This window comes from Celeribacter sp. (genome assembly GCF_048270365.1).
Taxonomy (GTDB): domain Bacteria; phylum Pseudomonadota; class Alphaproteobacteria; order Rhodobacterales; family Rhodobacteraceae; genus Celeribacter.
Genome location: NZ_JBLWTA010000001.1, coordinates 73,042 through 88,281, shown reverse-complemented (window position 1 = coordinate 88,281; position 15,240 = coordinate 73,042). Strand labels below are relative to the sequence as shown.

Sequence of the window (15,240 nt, the reverse complement as noted above, 5' to 3'; positions counted from 1 at the left end):
CTATCCATCTTCCAGATGCAGCAGAAGTGCAAGAGTGGCGAGGATGACTGCCAGAGGCGGCGCCCAGGCCGCGAGCGCAATCGGCAGCAATCCGTTCTGCCCCATGACGATGGCGAAAGAGCGCAGGAAATAAAAGCTGAAGGCCAAAAGCATGGCCGTGACGACCCGCGAGGAGGTGTTGCCAAGCCGCGTGTGGCGCATGGTGAACCCGGCGGCGATAAGAGCCATGGCGATGAAAGAAAACGGTAGCGCCAATTCGCTTTGCAGCCACATGCGATAGGAGCGGGCGGAAAATCCGGCGACCTCGAGCTTGTCGATATAGCCGGTCAGCTCCCAAAATGGCACGGCCTCGGGGGCGCCGAACCGGTCGCGGATTTCATTCGGGCTCAAAGATGTGGGCAGTGTCAGATCGTCATGAAGGGTCGCGGCGACCTCTGGATTGGCGGCGCCCAACAAAGGCCAGCGTTTGGCGTTTCGCAGATGCCATTGCCCGTCTTCGATCTCGGCAGTCTGCGCTTCGATGCGGTAGAGCGGTGTGCTGTCGGGGGCAAAACCCACGAAACTGACATCCTGAAGCTCTGAGCCATCGAGGTTCGACCGGCTGGCGCGGATCACCATTTGACCGTTGGCGGTGCCTTCGCGCAGCCAGAGCCCTTCGTCGGAGACCGAAAACACCTGCGCCTCGCCTTGGCTCATCAATGTGATCCGGCGCTCATAGCTGCGTTCCGAGGTGGCGGCGATGGGGTTGAACACGGTGATGCTCAGAACGCCGAACAAAAAGGCCACGGTCATCGGCGGCACCAGAGAGCGCAGCGCAGACCGACCCGCGGCACGCGCCACGACCAGTTCCGAGGAGCGCGCGAGGCCCAGAAACAGCACCAGCGTGGCGATCATCACGATGATCGGCAGGATTTCATAGAGCGTGCGCGGCACCCTGAGCAGCGCCATCTGCAAAATCGCGGCCCCACCGATCCCGAGATCAGACAGATCGCGCAGTTGATCGAGGCTTTCGACCATCAGGATCAGCCCGCCGAAAAGCGCCAAGACGATGAGAAGCGCGCGCAGGAACTGACGTCCGAAATAAAGATCAAGCTTCATCGGGCCTCTCCCCGGTTGTCGCGAACTGCATCCGCCTTGCGGGGAAGCAGGCGTGGATGGGCGGCTTTCCACATCAGGGCGAGGGCCATGAAGACCGCCAGTATCGAGGCCAGATAGCGCAGGGGCCAGAGCCGGGGATCGTCGTCAATCGCCCCGCCAAACCCGTTGTCGAGGCTTTTCACGATGACCAAAAGCAAGATCGCCAAAAGGACTTGCCGCCAGAGGCCAAAACGCGAAAACCCGCCAATCAGCAGCGCGCCAAAGCCCACGAGACAGATGACGAGGCCCTGAACGGCCTTGTTGGTGCGCTGCGCAACCTCGGCCAGCACCTCGAGGCGGCTGGCGTTCAATTCGGTCAAAAGCGCAGGCCCCGCGCTGAGCAAATCCACACTGTCGGTGGAGCGCATCGTGCGTCTCTGGTTCGGGTTGGTGTTCAAAAGCCCGGCGAGACTATAGGCAAAACTGTCAAATCGTGTGACAGACAGGCGGTTGTCCTCAAGATCGAAGACCTGCGACATGCCGTCGAACAGCAAGAGCATGGGCCCCGTGTCATCCTTCACAATCAAGGCTTTGCGGGCCATAAATCCCTGTCGCTCGCCTTCGGTGCGGGTGTTGGAGATATAGACATCCTCAAGCTCACCCGCCGCCGTGATGTTGCGCACGTAGAAGGTCACGCCTTTGACCGGGTGCACGAAGGAGCCCTCGGTCAAAAGCCGCGCAGTCACATCGCGGGTGATCTCGGCGCGGCGCAGGTCCAGTTCACGCTGTGACAGGGGCACGAGCATATGCGCCAGGACCGCGATCATCACGCCGACGATGGCGCCAAAGATCAAAACGGAGCGCGCGAGGCGATAGGGCGAATAGCCCGCGGCCTGAACCACCACCAGTTCCGATTCAGAGGCCAGTCGGTTGGTGACGTAGACCGTGGCGGCAAAGGCCGCGATCGGCAGTAGGTTCACGAGAATGGTCGGCAGCGACAAAAGCGTGAGCTGGACAAAGGTTGAGGCCGATTGCCCGTCGCCCATCAGCCAGTCCAACAGGCTCACCGCCTTGTTGACCCAAAACACGAGTGCCAGAACGAGCGAGAAAAACCCGAACAGCATCAGCAATTGCTGAAGCATGTATTTGTCGAATCTTCCCAAACCCGTGGTCCCGTTCCCGTGCACATATTTTTGCCGGACTTTATCGTCACAGCGCGCAAGGAGAAAGGTCCAATCTTGCCCGTAAAAGCCGAGACGCGAAGAGATGCCGGAGAGACGCCGGAAGAGACACCTGTAAACTCATACTGGTCACTCGGGGCATTGACCGCTACCTATAACGGAATTGAACTGAAACAGGATCTCCCATGACCGCTCTTGCCCAACTTTCCGTTGCCGCCCTCGATCTCGATGCCATTGCCGCAGCTTCAGGCCGCGTGGTCGTGATTGTCACGCCCGATGGCAAATTGGGGCTGCCCGCGCGGCGGATCAACCGGCTGACCAAGGGCGCTCTGGCGCGGTTCGTTGAAAGCGACGGCTTCGAGACGATGAAAGAGGGCGAGGCCAAGGATCTCGCCTATCCGACCGGCATGGAGGCCGACGCCGTTCAGGTCGTCAAACTTTCCAACCAAGCCTCATCCGCGCTCTGCCGCAAGGCAGGCGCCGCGATTGGTGCGGCTTTGGGCAAGGCAGACGCTCTCGTGCTGCCCGGAAGTGTCAAACGTGTCGAAGAACTGGCGCTCGGGATTGCGTTCAAGCATTACAGCTTTACCGATCACAAGACGCTGGACGAGGAGGTCACCGTGCCCTCCGTGACGCTCGCCGTGACCAAACCTGAGAATGTCGATCTCTCGACCGTCACGGCTCTGGCCGAAGGCGTGTTCTTCACCCGCGATCTGGTCTCCGAGCCCGCGAACGTGCTGACCACCACGGAATTCGCCAAACGCCTCGTCGAGCTTGAAAGCCTCGGCCTCAAGGTCGAGGTGTTCGAAGAGGATCGTCTGGCCGAACTGGGCATGAACCTCTTGCTCTCCGTCGGCCAAGGCTCTGTCACGCCCACCAAAATGGTGGTGATGACCTGGTCCGAGGGCGGTGATGAGGCCCCGATCGCGCTTGTCGGCAAGGGTGTCGTCTTCGACACCGGCGGCATCTCCTTGAAACCCGGTGCGGGCATGGAAGACATGACCATGGACATGGGCGGCGCGGGTACGGTCTCCGGCGTGATGAAATCCCTCGCGCTGCGCAAGGCGCCTGTCAATGTCGTTGGTCTTGTGGGCCTTGTCGAGAATATGCCCGACGGTCAGGCTACGCGCCCCGGCGATGTGGTGAAATCGATGAAGGGCGACACCGTCGAGATCATCAACACCGACGCCGAAGGCCGCCTCGTTCTGGCCGATGTGCTTTGGTACGCGCAGGAGACCTTCGCGCCGCGCGCCATGGTGAACCTCGCGACCCTGACGGGCGCTTGCGTGGTGGCTTTGGGCCATGAAAACGCGGGCGTGTTTTCCAACGACGACGCCTTCTGCAACGGTTTCCTGAAAGCCGCCGAAGCGGAGGGCGAGGGCGCATGGCGTCTGCCTTTGGGCGCGGGTTACGATGCGCTGATCAAATCCGATGTGGCCGATATGAAAAACGTCGGGCCGCGTTGGGGCGGGGCCATTACGGCGGCGCAATTCCTCAAGCGCTTCGTCAAAGACGATGTGCCGTGGATGCACCTCGACATTGCGGGCGTGGCCTCGGTTTCGACGCCCACCACCTTGGCCCCCAAAGGTGCGACCGGCTGGGGCGTGTTGGCGCTCAACCGGATGATCGACGATATGAATGCCGAGATGAACAAGGAGAGCTAACCCCTTATGGGTGCGGTCTATTTCTACCACCTGACCCGCGCGCCTCTGGCGGAGACGCTGGCCACGCTTGCAGAGAAATCTTTGCAAGCGGGCTGGCGCGTGGAGGTGCGCGGGCGCTCGGATCAGATGCTCCGCGCGCTGGATCAGGCGCTCTGGCTGCGCGAGGGGTTTTTGCCGCACGGGCTCGCAGGCGGGCTGCATGACGCGGATCAGCCGATCCTGTTTACCACTGGGGCGGGCGGCAACGCGGCGTCCTGCGTGATGAGTGTCGGCGGGGCGGATTTGGCGGCGGAAGAAATTGCCAATCTCGACCGCGCCTGCATCCTCTTTGATGGTGACGATCTGGACGCGGTGCAACACGCGCGCGTGCAATGGAAAACCCTGACCGCCGCCGGCGCCGAGGCGCAATATTGGTCCGAGGAAAGCGGTCGCTGGGAAAAGAAGGCTGAAAGCAAGAAGGACGCGTGACATGAGCCTGCAAGAAATCATGACATTTGCGTTGGTGGCGTCGCTTTTGGTGATGTCGCCGGGGCCGAACGGGGTGTTGATCGCGAAAACAGTGCCCAGCTCCGGGCGCGCGGCGGGATTTGCCACTGTTGCGGGCTTTGTCTCTGCATTTTACCTGCATGGTGCGCTTTCGATCCTCGGGTTGTCCGTGCTTTTGGTGCATTCGGCCACGGCGTTCACGATCGTCAAACTTCTGGGGGCGGCGTATCTGGGCTGGATTGGGGTTAAGGCGCTGATGTCGGCATGGCATGGTGTCTCTTCGCTGGAGGTTGCGCCAGCCCGTCAAGGGCGGACACTGTCGCGTGCTTATCTCGAAGGTCTTTTGACCAATGCGCTCAATCCGAAAGTGTCGATGTTCTACCTGGCGGCTTTCCCGCAATTCATCAGCCCGGGGGAAACGCCCATTCTCGCCAGCTTCACGCTGGTGGTGATCCATTCTCTGATCAATGCGATCTGGTTTTCGGCGATGGTGCTGCTCTTTGCGCGGCTGACCAAAAGCCTCGGCGGCGGTCGGTTTCAGCGCTGGCTCAAGGGGGTCACGGGCGTGGTCTTTCTCGGGTTCGCCGCAAAACTCGCCTCCGTGCGCGCGATGCCGTAAGCCTCACCGCGTCAGAACCAGCTTATCCTGCTGAATTTCGATCCGCTCATAACGTCGCAAGTAGTCCATGCCCAAGAGCGACCCGAAGAGCTCGCCATCTGTGACATAGGCCCGCACGCCCTCGTCGGTGATGCCCTCAATCCCCAGCGTGTCGATCCGCACAGGCGCAGTGCGCACCGTGCCGTTGGCGGTCTGGGCGCGGCCCGTAAAGGCCAGATTGTCCACATCGATTCCGGCCTTTTCGGCATCTTCGAACGAGAGCACCACGTTGGATGCGCCTGTATCGACGAGAAACTCCACCGGCGCGCCGTTCACTTCGGCGATGACGGAAAAATGCCCGGTTCGGTCGCGGTCCACGGTGATCACACCGGCGCCGTCGCTGATCTGCGCGGGCGCCAGACGCGGGCGCACGTCTTGCCAGAGGCCGACGGCGGCCAGAGCGCCGATGAAGATCAGCGCCCAGAGCGCGGCATGGCGCGCCATCTGGCCAAGATTGCGGCGATTGGCGACGACGTAATAAAAGCCGACGGCGCCTAACAGCAGCGACAGATAGAGAATGCGGGCGGTGTCCATTCGATCCATGGGCTTATAGATAGGCACGGCAAACGGGTTTGTCAGTGGGGCAATTTGGAGTGGGGCAATTTGCGCGCCGCATAACATTTAAGCGACGAAAAACAGCGCCTTGATGCCATCGGCCACGAACTGCACCGACAGCGCGGCCAAAAGCATGCCCATCAGACGTGTTACCACATTGATGCCGGTCGCGCCGAGACCGCGCTCCATCACGTTGCTCAGGGCAAAGAAAATCAGGCAGACGCCCAACACGGCGACCATCACGCCGAGCATCATGAGCACACCGGGGACGCCATCGGCCTGATCGATCAAGAGGATCATCGATGTGATCGCACCGGGACCGGCCAGCAAAGGCGTGGCAAGCGGGAAGACGGAGGGGTCTTCGACCGGTTGATGTTCCGGGTGTTCGGCATGTTCGCTGCGGCGTTTCGAGCGTTTCTCGAACAGCATTTCAAGCGCCGTGAGGAACAGCAAAAGCCCGCCCGCGATGCGGAAGGCGGGCATGGAAATTCCCACGAATTCAAGCACATGGTCGCCGAACAATCCAAAGAGCGTCAAGATCACGAAAGCGATCAACACCGCGCGCAGGCCCACCGCGCGGCGGTGTTTGGCGGAGGCGCCTTGGGTCAGCGCCACGAACAAAGGCGCAAGCCCGATTGGGTCGATGATGACGAAAAGCGTCATGAACGCCGTGATCAGAACCTGCCATTCCATTGTTTAGCCTCCCGCCCGGTCCAGCTTTTCAAGCGCGTCCATCCAAAGCGCCTCGGCGCGATCCGTGGCCTCCGACACCTCGGCATATTTCTTTTGCCAGACGACGGCGGCCTCTTTGTCCTCGTAAAGCTCGGGGTTGGCCAGTTTGACTTGTAGCTTCTTGCTCATGTCCGTCAGTTTGCCGACACGCTCCTCACATTTGCGCACCTCGGCCCGGAGCGCCAGAATTTCGTCGCGGCTGGCTTTTTTCGGCTTTGGCGCGGGTTTGTCTTTCTTCTCGGCCTTCGGCTTCTCGTCGCCTTGCAGCAAGAGCTTGCGATAGGCGTCGAGGTCCTCTTCATAGGGCGCCACGCGACCGTCTTTCACCAACCAAAGCCGGTCGGCGACGAGGCTCAAAAGATGCATGTCGTGCGACACCAAAACCACGGCGCCGGTGTAGGCGGTCAAGGCCTCGACCAGCGCCTCGCGGCTTTCAATGTCGAGGTGGTTGGTGGGTTCGTCGAGGATCAAAAGATGCGGGGCGTCGAGTGTGGCCAGCAAGAGTGAGAGCCGCGCTTTCTGACCGCCGGACAGACGCCCGACCTCGGTGTCGGCCTGATCGGCGCCAAGGCCAAAGCCCGCAAGTTTCGCCCGCAGTTTCGGCGGGTGGAAATCGGGCAGGGCGCTTTGCAAGTGCTGAAGCGGGGTTTCGCCCAGATGCAGCTCATCGACCTGGTGTTGGGCGAAAAAGCCAATGCGCAGTTTGTTGTGCCGGATGATTTGACCACCCATCGGGTCGAGACGGTTCGACAGCAATTTCGACAGCGTCGATTTGCCTTCGCCGTTGCGGCCCAGCAAAGCGATGCGGTCGTCCTGGTCAATCCGAAGGTTCAGGCGCTGCAAAATCGCCTTGCCATCATAGCCAACGGAGGTGCCCTCCATATTGATGATCGGCGGCGAAAGTTCCTCGGGTTCGGGGAAGGAAAACACCACGCGGGCCGCATCCTCGGGGGCGGTGATGGTTTCCATCTTTTCCAGCATCTTGACGCGGCTCTGCGCCTGTTTCGCTTTCGAGGCCTTGGCTTTGAAGCGATCCACGAAGCTCTGCAAATGCGCGCGTTGCAGTTCCTGTTTCTTGGCCGCCGCGGCCTGAACGGCGCGTTTCGCGGCGCGCGTGCGTGCGAAATCGTCATAGCCGCCGGAGTAGAGCGTCAGTTTCTTGCTCTCCAGATGCAGGATCGCCCCGACAGCGCGATTGAGCAAAGCGCGGTCATGGGAGATCAGCAGAACGGTGTGCGGGTATTTGGCGAGATAGGTCTCAAGCCAGAGCGCGCCTTCCAAATCAAGATAGTTGGTCGGCTCGTCGAGCAACAGGAAATCGGGCTGCGAGAACAGCACCCCTGCCAGCGCCACACGCATCCGCCACCCGCCGGAAAACGCCGAGCAGGGCATCTGGATCTCTTTTTCGGTGAAGCCCAGACCTTTGAGAATGGAGGACGCGCGCCCCTCGGCACTCCAGGCATCAATATCCGCCAAACGGGTCTGAATATCGGCGATGCGGTGCGGGTCGGTGGCGGTTTCCGATTCCGCCATCAGGCTCGCGCGTTCCTTGTCCTCGGCCAGAACCGTGTCCAGAAGCGAGACCTCATTGCCCGGCACCTCCTGAGCGACGCCGCCGATGCGGGCGCGTTTCGGGATCTCGATGGAGCCGCCTTCGAGCACCAATTCGCCCTTGATGATGCGAAACAGCGTGGTCTTGCCCGCGCCATTGCGCCCCACGATGCCGACCTTATGGCCGGTGGGAATGGTGACAGAGGCCTCTTCGATCAGAGTGCGGCCTTCAACGGAATAGGTGATGTTCTGGATTTTAAGCATAAGGCTCACTTGCCTGAGCTTTCGGCCAAGGTCAATCGCCGCTTTTCAAAGTGCGCGTCCCATGCTATCCGGCGCGCAATCTTTGGGCAGGGCGCAGGTCTTGTCCGTTCCATTTGACCCATCCAAGAGGTTCTGTCCCATGGCGATCCAGCGTACCTTCTCCATCATCAAACCCGACGCAACCAAGCGCAACCTGACCGGCAAGATCGTTGCCAAGTTCGAAGACGCCGGCCTGCGCGTCGTGGCTTCCAAGCGCATTCAGCTGACCCTGGCTCAGGCTCAGGAATTCTACGGCGTCCACAAAGACCGTCCGTTCTTTGGTGAACTGTGCGAATTCATGATCTCCGAGCCGATCGTTGTGCAGGTTCTCGAAGGTGAAAACGCCATCGCGAAAAACCGCGAAGTCATGGGCGCCACCAACCCGGCCGACGCCGCAGAGGGCACCATCCGCAAAGAGTTCGCGCTCTCCATCGGTGAAAACTCCGTGCACGGCTCTGACGCTCCGGAAACCGCAGCGGTCGAAATCGCCTACTTCTTCTCCGGTCTCGAACTGGTCGGCTAAGCTTTTCGCTTAAGCTCAAAAATGTGGCCGCCCCCTGTGATCAGGAGGCGGCCTTTTGCGTTCCGGCTTTCAGGAGAAACGCAAAGTCGTGACGGCCTTTTGGGGCCTGTTGCGGGTATCTTAGGCCGGGTCTGTTACCACTGGATCAAATGCGGCCCGTTCAAATGCGGCCCGTTCATATGCGACTGTGCTCCGGCGTGCGGGCGATGATCCAGACGGCGTGGACGATGCCGGGGATGTAGCCCAGAAGCGTCAGCAGGATGTTGAGCCAGAAGTGTTTGCCAAAGCCTACCTGCAAGAACACGCCCAGAGGCGGCAGAAAAATCGCGGCCAGAATACGGATAAGGTCCATGATGTTCTCCTTTTCGTGTTGAAAAGAGAACGCCTTTGGGGCTGCGATGGTTCCGGTTTGGGACGTCGGCGTTTAGCGCCGCAGCCCGGTGCCGATCTCATTGAGCACAGATTCGATGCCGGTGGGCGCCGCCGTGGTGTCGGCGGCCACGGAGGCCACGATCACGTCGAAACGAGCGCGCAATGCGTCCTTCTCCTTGCCCTTGCAATCGTTCCATGGACGGCCTTGTAGCCCCATGACCATGGCGTAATAGCCGATGAAGTGGGGCCGCGATCCGGTGGCCAAAAGCCGGGTGTAGGCCGCATCCGGTCCCAACGCGCGCAGAGCCTCGGCACTGTCGATGCCCGCGCGGGCGAAAGAGGCGTCTGAGGCGGGGCCGAGATTGCGGATGGAGGAGACGGGGGTGGGCATGAAGACCTCAAAAGGCAGATCGACCGCCAGAATGTCAGGCGTGGCCCACAAAGGTCAAGGCAAGAGGTCAAGCCATCTGCGGGGCCGATTTAGAACATCGCCCAATCGGAGATGACAAAGGGTTTCTCCGGCGCGGCTTCGCTCTGCACCTCTGGTGTGACCCGCATCGGCATGGGCGCGATCTGCTGTGGCAGGGGCTGCTGCATCGCAAGTGGCACGGGCTGCGGCACAGGTTGGGCCAAGTGAGGGGCAGGGTGTTTTGCATCTGACATAACGGTTCTCCTTTTACACCAAAGCAGATTAGGGGCTGAAGGTTTCAGGCGGCTGAAGTCAGATGCAAAAATACGCGCGATTTATCTAAAATTTTGTCGATGCGCCGTGCGGGTCGGTCAGATCAAGCGGGTTTGACCACGCTGTCCAGCGCATGCAGTGTCGCCAAAAGCGGGCCGAGGTCCTCGATCTTGAGCATGTTCGGCCCATCGGAGGGCGCGTTATCGGGGTCCTCGTGGGTCTCGATGAAAAGCCCCGCAACGCCGACGGCCACCGCCGCCCGCGCCAGCACCGGCACCATGGTGCGGTCGCCGCCGGTCGAGGTGCCTTGCCCGCCCGGTTGCTGCACCGAATGGGTCGCGTCCATGATCACCGGATAGCCGGTCTGGGCCATACGCGGCAGGCCGCGGAAATCGCTGACCAAAGTGTTGTAGCCAAAGGACGTGCCGCGCTCGCAAAGCATGATCTGGTCGTTGCCCGTGGAGGCCAGCTTCGCCGCCACATTGTCCATGTCCCACGGGGCCAAAAACTGGCCTTTCTTGACGTTCACAGCTTTCCCGGTCTCGCCCGCGGCCAACAACAGGTCCGTCTGACGGCACAGAAACGCCGGGATTTGCAGCACATCCACCGCTTCGGCGGCCATGGCGCAATGCGCGGGCTCATGCACGTCGGTGATGACTGGCACGCCGAATTCCTCGCGGATTTTCGACAGGATGGTGAGGCCTTTCTCAGCCCCCAATCCGCGCTTGCCCGACAGGGAACTGCGGTTCGCCTTGTCATAGGAGCCCTTGAACACGAAACCGGTGCCCGTGGGCGCGCAGGCCTCCGCGATCTTTTCCGCCAACATCCGGGCGTGATCGAGGCTTTCCAACTGGCAAGGGCCGACGATCAGACCAAAGGGCCGGACGTTGGAGAAGGTCACATTGCCGATGGTGACGTCTTTGGGGGCTGTGGTAGCGGACATGGTGAGATCCTTGCAAAGGGGTTTGTGTCCCTATCCCATGAAGCAGGCTTTGGGTGCAAGTCTGCTGACGCAGACGGAGGCGCAGGTGGGGCAGGGCTGGGGGAGCAAAAATCTTGCGGCACATATTAACATGCAATTGCATGTTAGGCGAGAAGTCGCTAACACCACGGCCATCAGCCAGCTCACCCGTGCCAGCGATCCCGTCAACTTTCAAAACGGCTGAGATCATGACACAGTTGAAAACCGCGTTGCTGGCGACAACCATCCTTGGCGCGCATCCTCTGACGCTTTCGGCGCAAGAGAGCGATATCATTTACCTCGATCCGATTTATGTCGAGATGACCGACGCGAATGCCGGGGCGGCAGATCGCGCGACCTCGGTCTATGTGTCGGAGGCCGAACTTGAGGCCGCCAGCATGGGCGATTTGAAAGACCTCTTTGCGGGGATTTCCTCTGTCTCTGTCGGGGGCGCGATCCCCATCGCGCAGAAGATTTTCGTCAACGGCGTCGATATGCTTAATCTCGGGGTGACGGTCGACGGTGTGGCGCAGAACAACCGTATTTTCCACCACGTCAGCGCCAATGCCTTTGACCCCGGCCTGATGAAATTCGTCCGTGTCGATCCGGGCGTGGCCCCTGCGGACGCGGGGTTCGAGGCGCTGGCGGGGGCTGTGACGATGGAAACCATCGACGCGGGCGATATGCTTGATCCCGGTGACAGGTTCGGCGGGCGTGTGCGGTTGAGCTATGGCGAGAACGGCGACACCTTTGGCCGCTCCGTGACATTGGCCGCGCGTCAGGCGGGCTTTGAGGGGTTGGCCTATGTCAAACAGATGGACGGGGACGATTTCGAGGATGGCGACGGCAACACCGTTCTGGGCACCAGCACCGACCTCGACAGCGCACTTGTCAAACTGGCCTATGAGGCCGAGACCGGGGATCGCGTCGAGTTTTCCGCGCAAAAGATGCAGGATGATGCGTTGCGCAACCGGCGTGCCAACTTCGGCGCGGCCACGTGGAACCCGCTTGAGCTTTATGAGACCGAGCGCACGATCTATGCGTTGCACTATGAAAACACCCAGGCGGCGGGGCTTTGGGACCCTGAGCTGACCCTTGGCTATTCCGCGACAGAGGTGGACAAGGAGACGCCCTACGACAGCTCCGGCCTGACCGACACGCTGAGCTTTACGGCCAAGAACCACTTTCACCTGAGCGAGACGGCCACGATCACGGCGGGTGTGGATTACATCGACAAGACCAGCCAATATTCGATCTATTCGACGGGTGAGAAACTCGGGCGCGAGCGGATCGAAAACCTCGGCCTCTTCGCGCAGGCCCGTTTTGAGCCGATGGCGGGGCTGAACCTCTCGGCAGGTCTCAGATACGACTCGCAGACCTTCACCGATGTGAACGATGTCGAACATGAGAATGACGGGCTGAGCGGCAACCTCTCTGTTGAATATGCGATCACCCAAAGCTTTTCCGTGCGGGCCGGCTATTCCAATGTGTTCGGCGGCATTCCGGTCGAGGACAACTATCTCTTTGCCGATCCGTGGGATTACAGCGGGCTGACCGAGGTGACCCGTGGCGAGAACATCGTGCTTGGCGCGAATTGGGAAGAGGGGCCGTTCCGCCTAGGCGCCGAGCTGTTCCAGACCAAGCTCAACAATGTGCGCACCTCGGCCTATGATGGCGGCGCGGGCAGCTATGTCGCGGGCCACGCCGACTTTGAGAGCAAAGGCTTCACGCTGGCGGGGTCTTACGATTGGACCTCCGGCTTTGCGCGCATGAGCTATACCTATAGCGAGGCGGAGCTGAACGGGGCGGCGGCCTCGAGCTATGCGGTGCTGGATTATGGCACGCCTCTGGGCGGTGTCTTCTCGCTTGAGCTGCAACAGGAGCTGATCGACTATGACATGGTGATCGGCGGCAGCATCGACGCGGCACTTGAGTACGATCTCGACTACGACACGGGCGCAGGCGACGGGTTTTTGGAGAAAATGCCGGGCTATGTCGTGGCCAATGTCTTTGCCGAATACCGTCCGCGCACTGTCGATGGGCTGACGCTTCGGGCTGAGATCAACAATATCTTCGACGAAACCTATGCTGATCGTGGCACCTACGGGAACGACTTTACAGAAGATGAGATCAACACGCTCAAGGAGCCGGGGCGCAGCGTGAGCCTCATGCTCACAAAAGAGTTCTGATTATGAGGCCTTCGCGGGCGTTGCTTGCGAAGGCCGCTTCCTGTGGCGCTGCCTCAGGCCCTGGCGTTCTCGTCCTCGCGCAGAATGCCGATCAAGAGATAAGACATCAGATAGGCGTCCTCTTCGGAGATCAGCGGGCCCAATTCCTCCTGAATGGCGCTTTGGTAGATCGGCCACATCTCCGCATTGATCCCGGCGCCTTTCTCGGTGAGAAACAACACATGTTTGCGCCGCCCATCGCGGATATATTCGCGCCTGAGAAATCCCTCTTTTTCCATCCGACTGATATGACGCGACAGCGCGTATTGCGGCAGGTAGAGCACCTGTTCGATCTCGGACATTCTGCGCCCCTCAGCCCCGCCGCGTTCGATTTCCCAGAGAATTTCATGCCAGATCAGATCACGTACGCCGCGTTTCTTGAGGTCTTTGGCAATGCGGGGATAAAAATTGCGATGCACGCGCATGATGTTGAACCACAGCCGGTTGAAGGCCACGGACTTGTCGGAATCTTTGAAAAAAGCGGCGGCGGCCTCATGGGGAGTCTGTGGCAAGATGCTCTCACTGCGCGAAACGCGCTTAAGGGGGATATGCGTCTAGATTAATGGCAAGATCATATGAAAACAATTTCTTAAGAGATGCCTCAGGCCGTGTTTCTGTCGCGAAAACGACGGGCGAAACGATCAACATTCTGATAAAGCGACCGCCCGATCAAAGGGCCGCGATGGTTTAAGATCGGCGAACTCGAAAGAGTGTGTCCAATGAGGCAGGAATCATCTCTCCGAAAGAAAAGCAGCCCTGTGTCCGTTTGAATGGACCCTGGGAGTGACTGTGCAAATATGCATTTTAGATGCATGTAAGCGTCAAGGCTAAAGTTTAATTGGTAAATACTAAAGCATATAAGAGATATCATTAAGTATGATTTATGCTGTTGTTAAATATGAATAAAATTCGATTTCAATACTTTTTGTTATTGTTTGTTCGTCTAATTTTGTTTTCTAAAAGATATGTCACATATCCGTATTTCCATATCGACAATACGTTTTGTGATTGGTCCAGCAAAATGACTGTGTCCGAAAGAAAATTATAACCTTTAGGGGAACGCACGATGAAATTCATTCAGAACTCTAAGAGCCTCATGCAACGGTTCGCACGTGAAGAAGACGGCGCGACGGCGATCGAATACGGCCTTTTCGCTGCTTTGATCGCGGCTGTGATTGTTGGAACGGTGAGTACTTTGGGGGGAAATGTGAAAACCGGCTTTACGACTGTGAACACATGTCTTGAAGACCCTTCATCCACCGATTGTAGTTAAGCTGTATATTGAATATGTTCTCACGCCTCGGTTTTTCCGGGCGCGCGACATTGGTTCTGGCCACGTCGGCTCTGGTGGCCGGTGCTGTGGTGTGGGGGGGATTTCATCCGAATGATCCGCCCGCTGCACAGCCCGCGCCACAGGCCGCAAACGTAGCGGTGAAAAAAGCGCGCATTCTGGTCGCGTCACGCACCGTTCAGCCGGGACACCCCGTCGCGCCCGATGATTTTCATTATGTCGACATGCCGGTTGATAGCGTGCATGACGGGTTTCTCGCAGATACTGATCAGCATCGTGCGACGCTCACGGGGATGGCTGCCTCGCGCAGAATTCCGGCGGGCACGCCGTTTGTCGAGGCTGACCTGACGGAGCAGGCCACAGTGCAGGCCCCAGTGCAGGCCACAGTGCAAACCGTTACGTCGGATATGGCCGCCGCCCCTGTGACACCGACCCGGCTGCATCTTGCGGCTGGCATGCGGGCCATCGCTTTGCCGGTCACGGCGGAGACGGCCGTGGCGGGGTTGCTCGATCTTGGCGACCGCGTCGATATCCTTTTGTCCTACGAGATGGCGGAGGATGTCATGGCGATCCGCACGGTGTTGCGCAATGTGCGTATCATCGCGACGGATCAGACCACGCAGCCGCCGGCGGAAGATGCACAGGCGGAACCGAAAACGCCGCCAAAGATCGTGACCTTTGAGTTGACGCCAGAGGGGGCCAAGGTTCTCGCTCTGGCGGATCAGATGGGCGACATCATGTTGGTTCTGAGCGAAGACGATGCAGGCGAGGGGCCGGTGATTGCCGAGGATGCCCCGATTTTCTCCAGCCAGATTTCCGGCCAAACGACCAAGCCTCTGCCGACGGTGACCAGCCGCAATGTGTCCATCGTCCGCGGCGCGCAAAACCGGGTCGATGTGCTGCTCGCAGAAGATCAGGCCCCGGGGGGCGTCCCCGCAGCGGTCGTCTCCGTTCCTTCCAGTTCAGCAGAGTGACC

17 protein-coding genes are annotated in these 15,240 nt (G+C 59.8%); 7 read left to right on the top strand and 10 right to left on the bottom strand.

Features of this window, described 5'->3' with window-relative positions:
* On the bottom strand, nt 1-1,098 hold the full coding sequence (gene lptG, locus ACN0X0_RS00365; protein ID WP_417277540.1) for an LPS export ABC transporter permease LptG: 1,098 nt from the start codon (nt 1,096-1,098) through the stop codon (nt 1-3).
* Nucleotides 1,095-2,240, bottom strand: a complete 1,146-nt coding sequence (locus ACN0X0_RS00360; RefSeq protein WP_417277539.1) for an LptF/LptG family permease — start codon at nt 2,238-2,240, stop codon at nt 1,095-1,097. Before ACN0X0_RS00360 ends, lptG begins: the two co-directional genes overlap by 4 nt.
* Before the next feature lie 203 nt (nt 2,241-2,443).
* On the opposite strand from ACN0X0_RS00360, the gene ACN0X0_RS00355 reads away from it, so the two are divergent.
* The 3 genes from ACN0X0_RS00355 to ACN0X0_RS00345 are packed head-to-tail and all read left to right on the top strand — an operon-like array spanning nt 2,444 to nt 5,027.
* Nucleotides 2,444-3,922, top strand: coding sequence for a leucyl aminopeptidase (locus ACN0X0_RS00355; RefSeq protein WP_417277538.1), 1,479 nt, complete (start codon nt 2,444-2,446; stop codon nt 3,920-3,922).
* Between the two features lie 6 nt (nt 3,923-3,928).
* Nucleotides 3,929-4,390: a DNA polymerase III subunit chi gene (locus tag ACN0X0_RS00350; RefSeq protein WP_417277537.1), complete on the top strand. Its 462-nt coding sequence runs from the start codon at nt 3,929-3,931 to the stop codon at nt 4,388-4,390.
* Between the two features lies 1 nt (nt 4,391).
* Entirely contained in the window at nt 4,392-5,027 is a 636-nt protein-coding gene (locus ACN0X0_RS00345; protein WP_417277536.1) for a LysE family translocator, read from the top strand.
* A 3-nt stretch (nt 5,028-5,030) separates the two neighbouring features.
* Here ACN0X0_RS00345 and ACN0X0_RS00340 read toward each other — a convergent pair whose 3' ends face one another.
* The 3 genes from ACN0X0_RS00340 to ACN0X0_RS00330 all read right to left on the bottom strand — a co-directional run bounded on the left by ACN0X0_RS00340 (nt 5,031) and on the right by ACN0X0_RS00330 (nt 8,168).
* Complete coding sequence (locus ACN0X0_RS00340; protein ID WP_417261530.1) at nt 5,031-5,600, bottom strand: retropepsin-like aspartic protease family protein; 570 nt, start codon at nt 5,598-5,600, stop codon at nt 5,031-5,033.
* An 87-nt stretch (nt 5,601-5,687) separates the two neighbouring features.
* Nucleotides 5,688-6,314: a MarC family protein gene (locus ACN0X0_RS00335; protein ID WP_417277535.1), complete on the bottom strand. Its 627-nt coding sequence runs from the start codon at nt 6,312-6,314 to the stop codon at nt 5,688-5,690.
* Nucleotides 6,315-6,317: 3 nt separating this feature from the next.
* Nucleotides 6,318-8,168 (bottom strand): ABC-F family ATP-binding cassette domain-containing protein, encoded by a 1,851-nt coding sequence (locus ACN0X0_RS00330; RefSeq protein WP_417277534.1) that lies wholly within the window; start codon nt 8,166-8,168, stop codon nt 6,318-6,320.
* A 139-nt stretch (nt 8,169-8,307) separates the two neighbouring features.
* Here ACN0X0_RS00330 and ndk point away from each other — a divergent pair, with 139 nt between their 5' ends.
* Entirely contained in the window at nt 8,308-8,730 is a 423-nt protein-coding gene (gene ndk, locus ACN0X0_RS00325) for a nucleoside-diphosphate kinase (RefSeq protein WP_417261533.1), read from the top strand.
* A 175-nt stretch (nt 8,731-8,905) separates the two neighbouring features.
* Here ndk and ACN0X0_RS00320 read toward each other — a convergent pair whose 3' ends face one another.
* From ACN0X0_RS00320 to kdsA, 4 genes are all read right to left on the bottom strand, one after another.
* Complete coding sequence (locus tag ACN0X0_RS00320; RefSeq protein ID WP_226550959.1) at nt 8,906-9,082, bottom strand: YqaE/Pmp3 family membrane protein; 177 nt, start codon at nt 9,080-9,082, stop codon at nt 8,906-8,908.
* Nucleotides 9,083-9,154: 72 nt separating this feature from the next.
* Nucleotides 9,155-9,493, bottom strand: a complete 339-nt coding sequence (locus ACN0X0_RS00315) for a TfoX/Sxy family DNA transformation protein (protein WP_417277533.1) — start codon at nt 9,491-9,493, stop codon at nt 9,155-9,157.
* Nucleotides 9,494-9,582: 89 nt separating this feature from the next.
* The gene (locus tag ACN0X0_RS00310; RefSeq protein ID WP_417277532.1) at nt 9,583-9,765 is read right to left on the bottom strand and encodes a hypothetical protein; all 183 of its coding nucleotides are present in this window, start codon (nt 9,763-9,765) and stop codon (nt 9,583-9,585) included.
* A gap of 122 nt (nt 9,766-9,887) precedes the next feature.
* Nucleotides 9,888-10,727, bottom strand: a complete 840-nt coding sequence (gene kdsA / locus ACN0X0_RS00305) for a 3-deoxy-8-phosphooctulonate synthase (protein ID WP_417277531.1) — start codon at nt 10,725-10,727, stop codon at nt 9,888-9,890.
* A 227-nt stretch (nt 10,728-10,954) separates the two neighbouring features.
* Between kdsA and ACN0X0_RS00300 the strand changes: the two genes are divergently transcribed.
* Nucleotides 10,955-12,934, top strand: a complete 1,980-nt coding sequence (locus tag ACN0X0_RS00300) for a TonB-dependent receptor plug domain-containing protein (RefSeq protein WP_417277530.1) — start codon at nt 10,955-10,957, stop codon at nt 12,932-12,934.
* A gap of 53 nt (nt 12,935-12,987) precedes the next feature.
* On the opposite strand, the gene ACN0X0_RS00295 is transcribed toward ACN0X0_RS00300, so the two are convergent.
* Nucleotides 12,988-13,485 carry a MarR family winged helix-turn-helix transcriptional regulator gene (locus ACN0X0_RS00295; RefSeq protein WP_417277529.1) on the bottom strand — a complete coding sequence of 166 codons (498 nt, stop codon included), beginning with the start codon at nt 13,483-13,485 and terminating at the stop codon, nt 12,988-12,990.
* A 554-nt stretch (nt 13,486-14,039) separates the two neighbouring features.
* On the opposite strand from ACN0X0_RS00295, the gene ACN0X0_RS00290 reads away from it, so the two are divergent.
* Nucleotides 14,040-14,246 (top strand): Flp family type IVb pilin, encoded by a 207-nt coding sequence (locus ACN0X0_RS00290; protein ID WP_417277528.1) that lies wholly within the window; start codon nt 14,040-14,042, stop codon nt 14,244-14,246.
* A 14-nt stretch (nt 14,247-14,260) separates the two neighbouring features.
* The gene (gene cpaB, locus ACN0X0_RS00285) at nt 14,261-15,238 is read left to right on the top strand and encodes a Flp pilus assembly protein CpaB (protein WP_417277527.1); all 978 of its coding nucleotides are present in this window, start codon (nt 14,261-14,263) and stop codon (nt 15,236-15,238) included.
* Nucleotides 15,239-15,240 lie beyond the last annotated feature (2 nt).

Coding starts and splice junctions, on each gene's coding strand:
- ACN0X0_RS00290 (WP_417277528.1), top strand. CDS start 14,040: ATGAAATTCATTCAGAACTCTAAGAGCCTCATGCAACGGTTCGCACGT.
- ACN0X0_RS00335 (WP_417277535.1), bottom strand. CDS start 6,314: ATGGAATGGCAGGTTCTGATCACGGCGTTCATGACGCTTTTCGTCATC.
- ACN0X0_RS00340 (WP_417261530.1), bottom strand. CDS start 5,600: ATGGACACCGCCCGCATTCTCTATCTGTCGCTGCTGTTAGGCGCCGTC.
- ndk (WP_417261533.1), top strand. CDS start 8,308: ATGGCGATCCAGCGTACCTTCTCCATCATCAAACCCGACGCAACCAAG.
- ACN0X0_RS00310 (WP_417277532.1), bottom strand. CDS start 9,765: ATGTCAGATGCAAAACACCCTGCCCCTCACTTGGCCCAACCTGTGCCG.
- kdsA (WP_417277531.1), bottom strand. CDS start 10,727: ATGTCCGCTACCACAGCCCCCAAAGACGTCACCATCGGCAATGTGACC.
- ACN0X0_RS00345 (WP_417277536.1), top strand. CDS start 4,392: ATGAGCCTGCAAGAAATCATGACATTTGCGTTGGTGGCGTCGCTTTTG.
- ACN0X0_RS00300 (WP_417277530.1), top strand. CDS start 10,955: ATGACACAGTTGAAAACCGCGTTGCTGGCGACAACCATCCTTGGCGCG.
- ACN0X0_RS00350 (WP_417277537.1), top strand. CDS start 3,929: ATGGGTGCGGTCTATTTCTACCACCTGACCCGCGCGCCTCTGGCGGAG.
- ACN0X0_RS00355 (WP_417277538.1), top strand. CDS start 2,444: ATGACCGCTCTTGCCCAACTTTCCGTTGCCGCCCTCGATCTCGATGCC.
- ACN0X0_RS00320 (WP_226550959.1), bottom strand. CDS start 9,082: ATGGACCTTATCCGTATTCTGGCCGCGATTTTTCTGCCGCCTCTGGGC.
- lptG (WP_417277540.1), bottom strand. CDS start 1,098: ATGAAGCTTGATCTTTATTTCGGACGTCAGTTCCTGCGCGCGCTTCTC.
- cpaB (WP_417277527.1), top strand. CDS start 14,261: ATGTTCTCACGCCTCGGTTTTTCCGGGCGCGCGACATTGGTTCTGGCC.
- ACN0X0_RS00330 (WP_417277534.1), bottom strand. CDS start 8,168: ATGCTTAAAATCCAGAACATCACCTATTCCGTTGAAGGCCGCACTCTG.
- ACN0X0_RS00315 (WP_417277533.1), bottom strand. CDS start 9,493: ATGCCCACCCCCGTCTCCTCCATCCGCAATCTCGGCCCCGCCTCAGAC.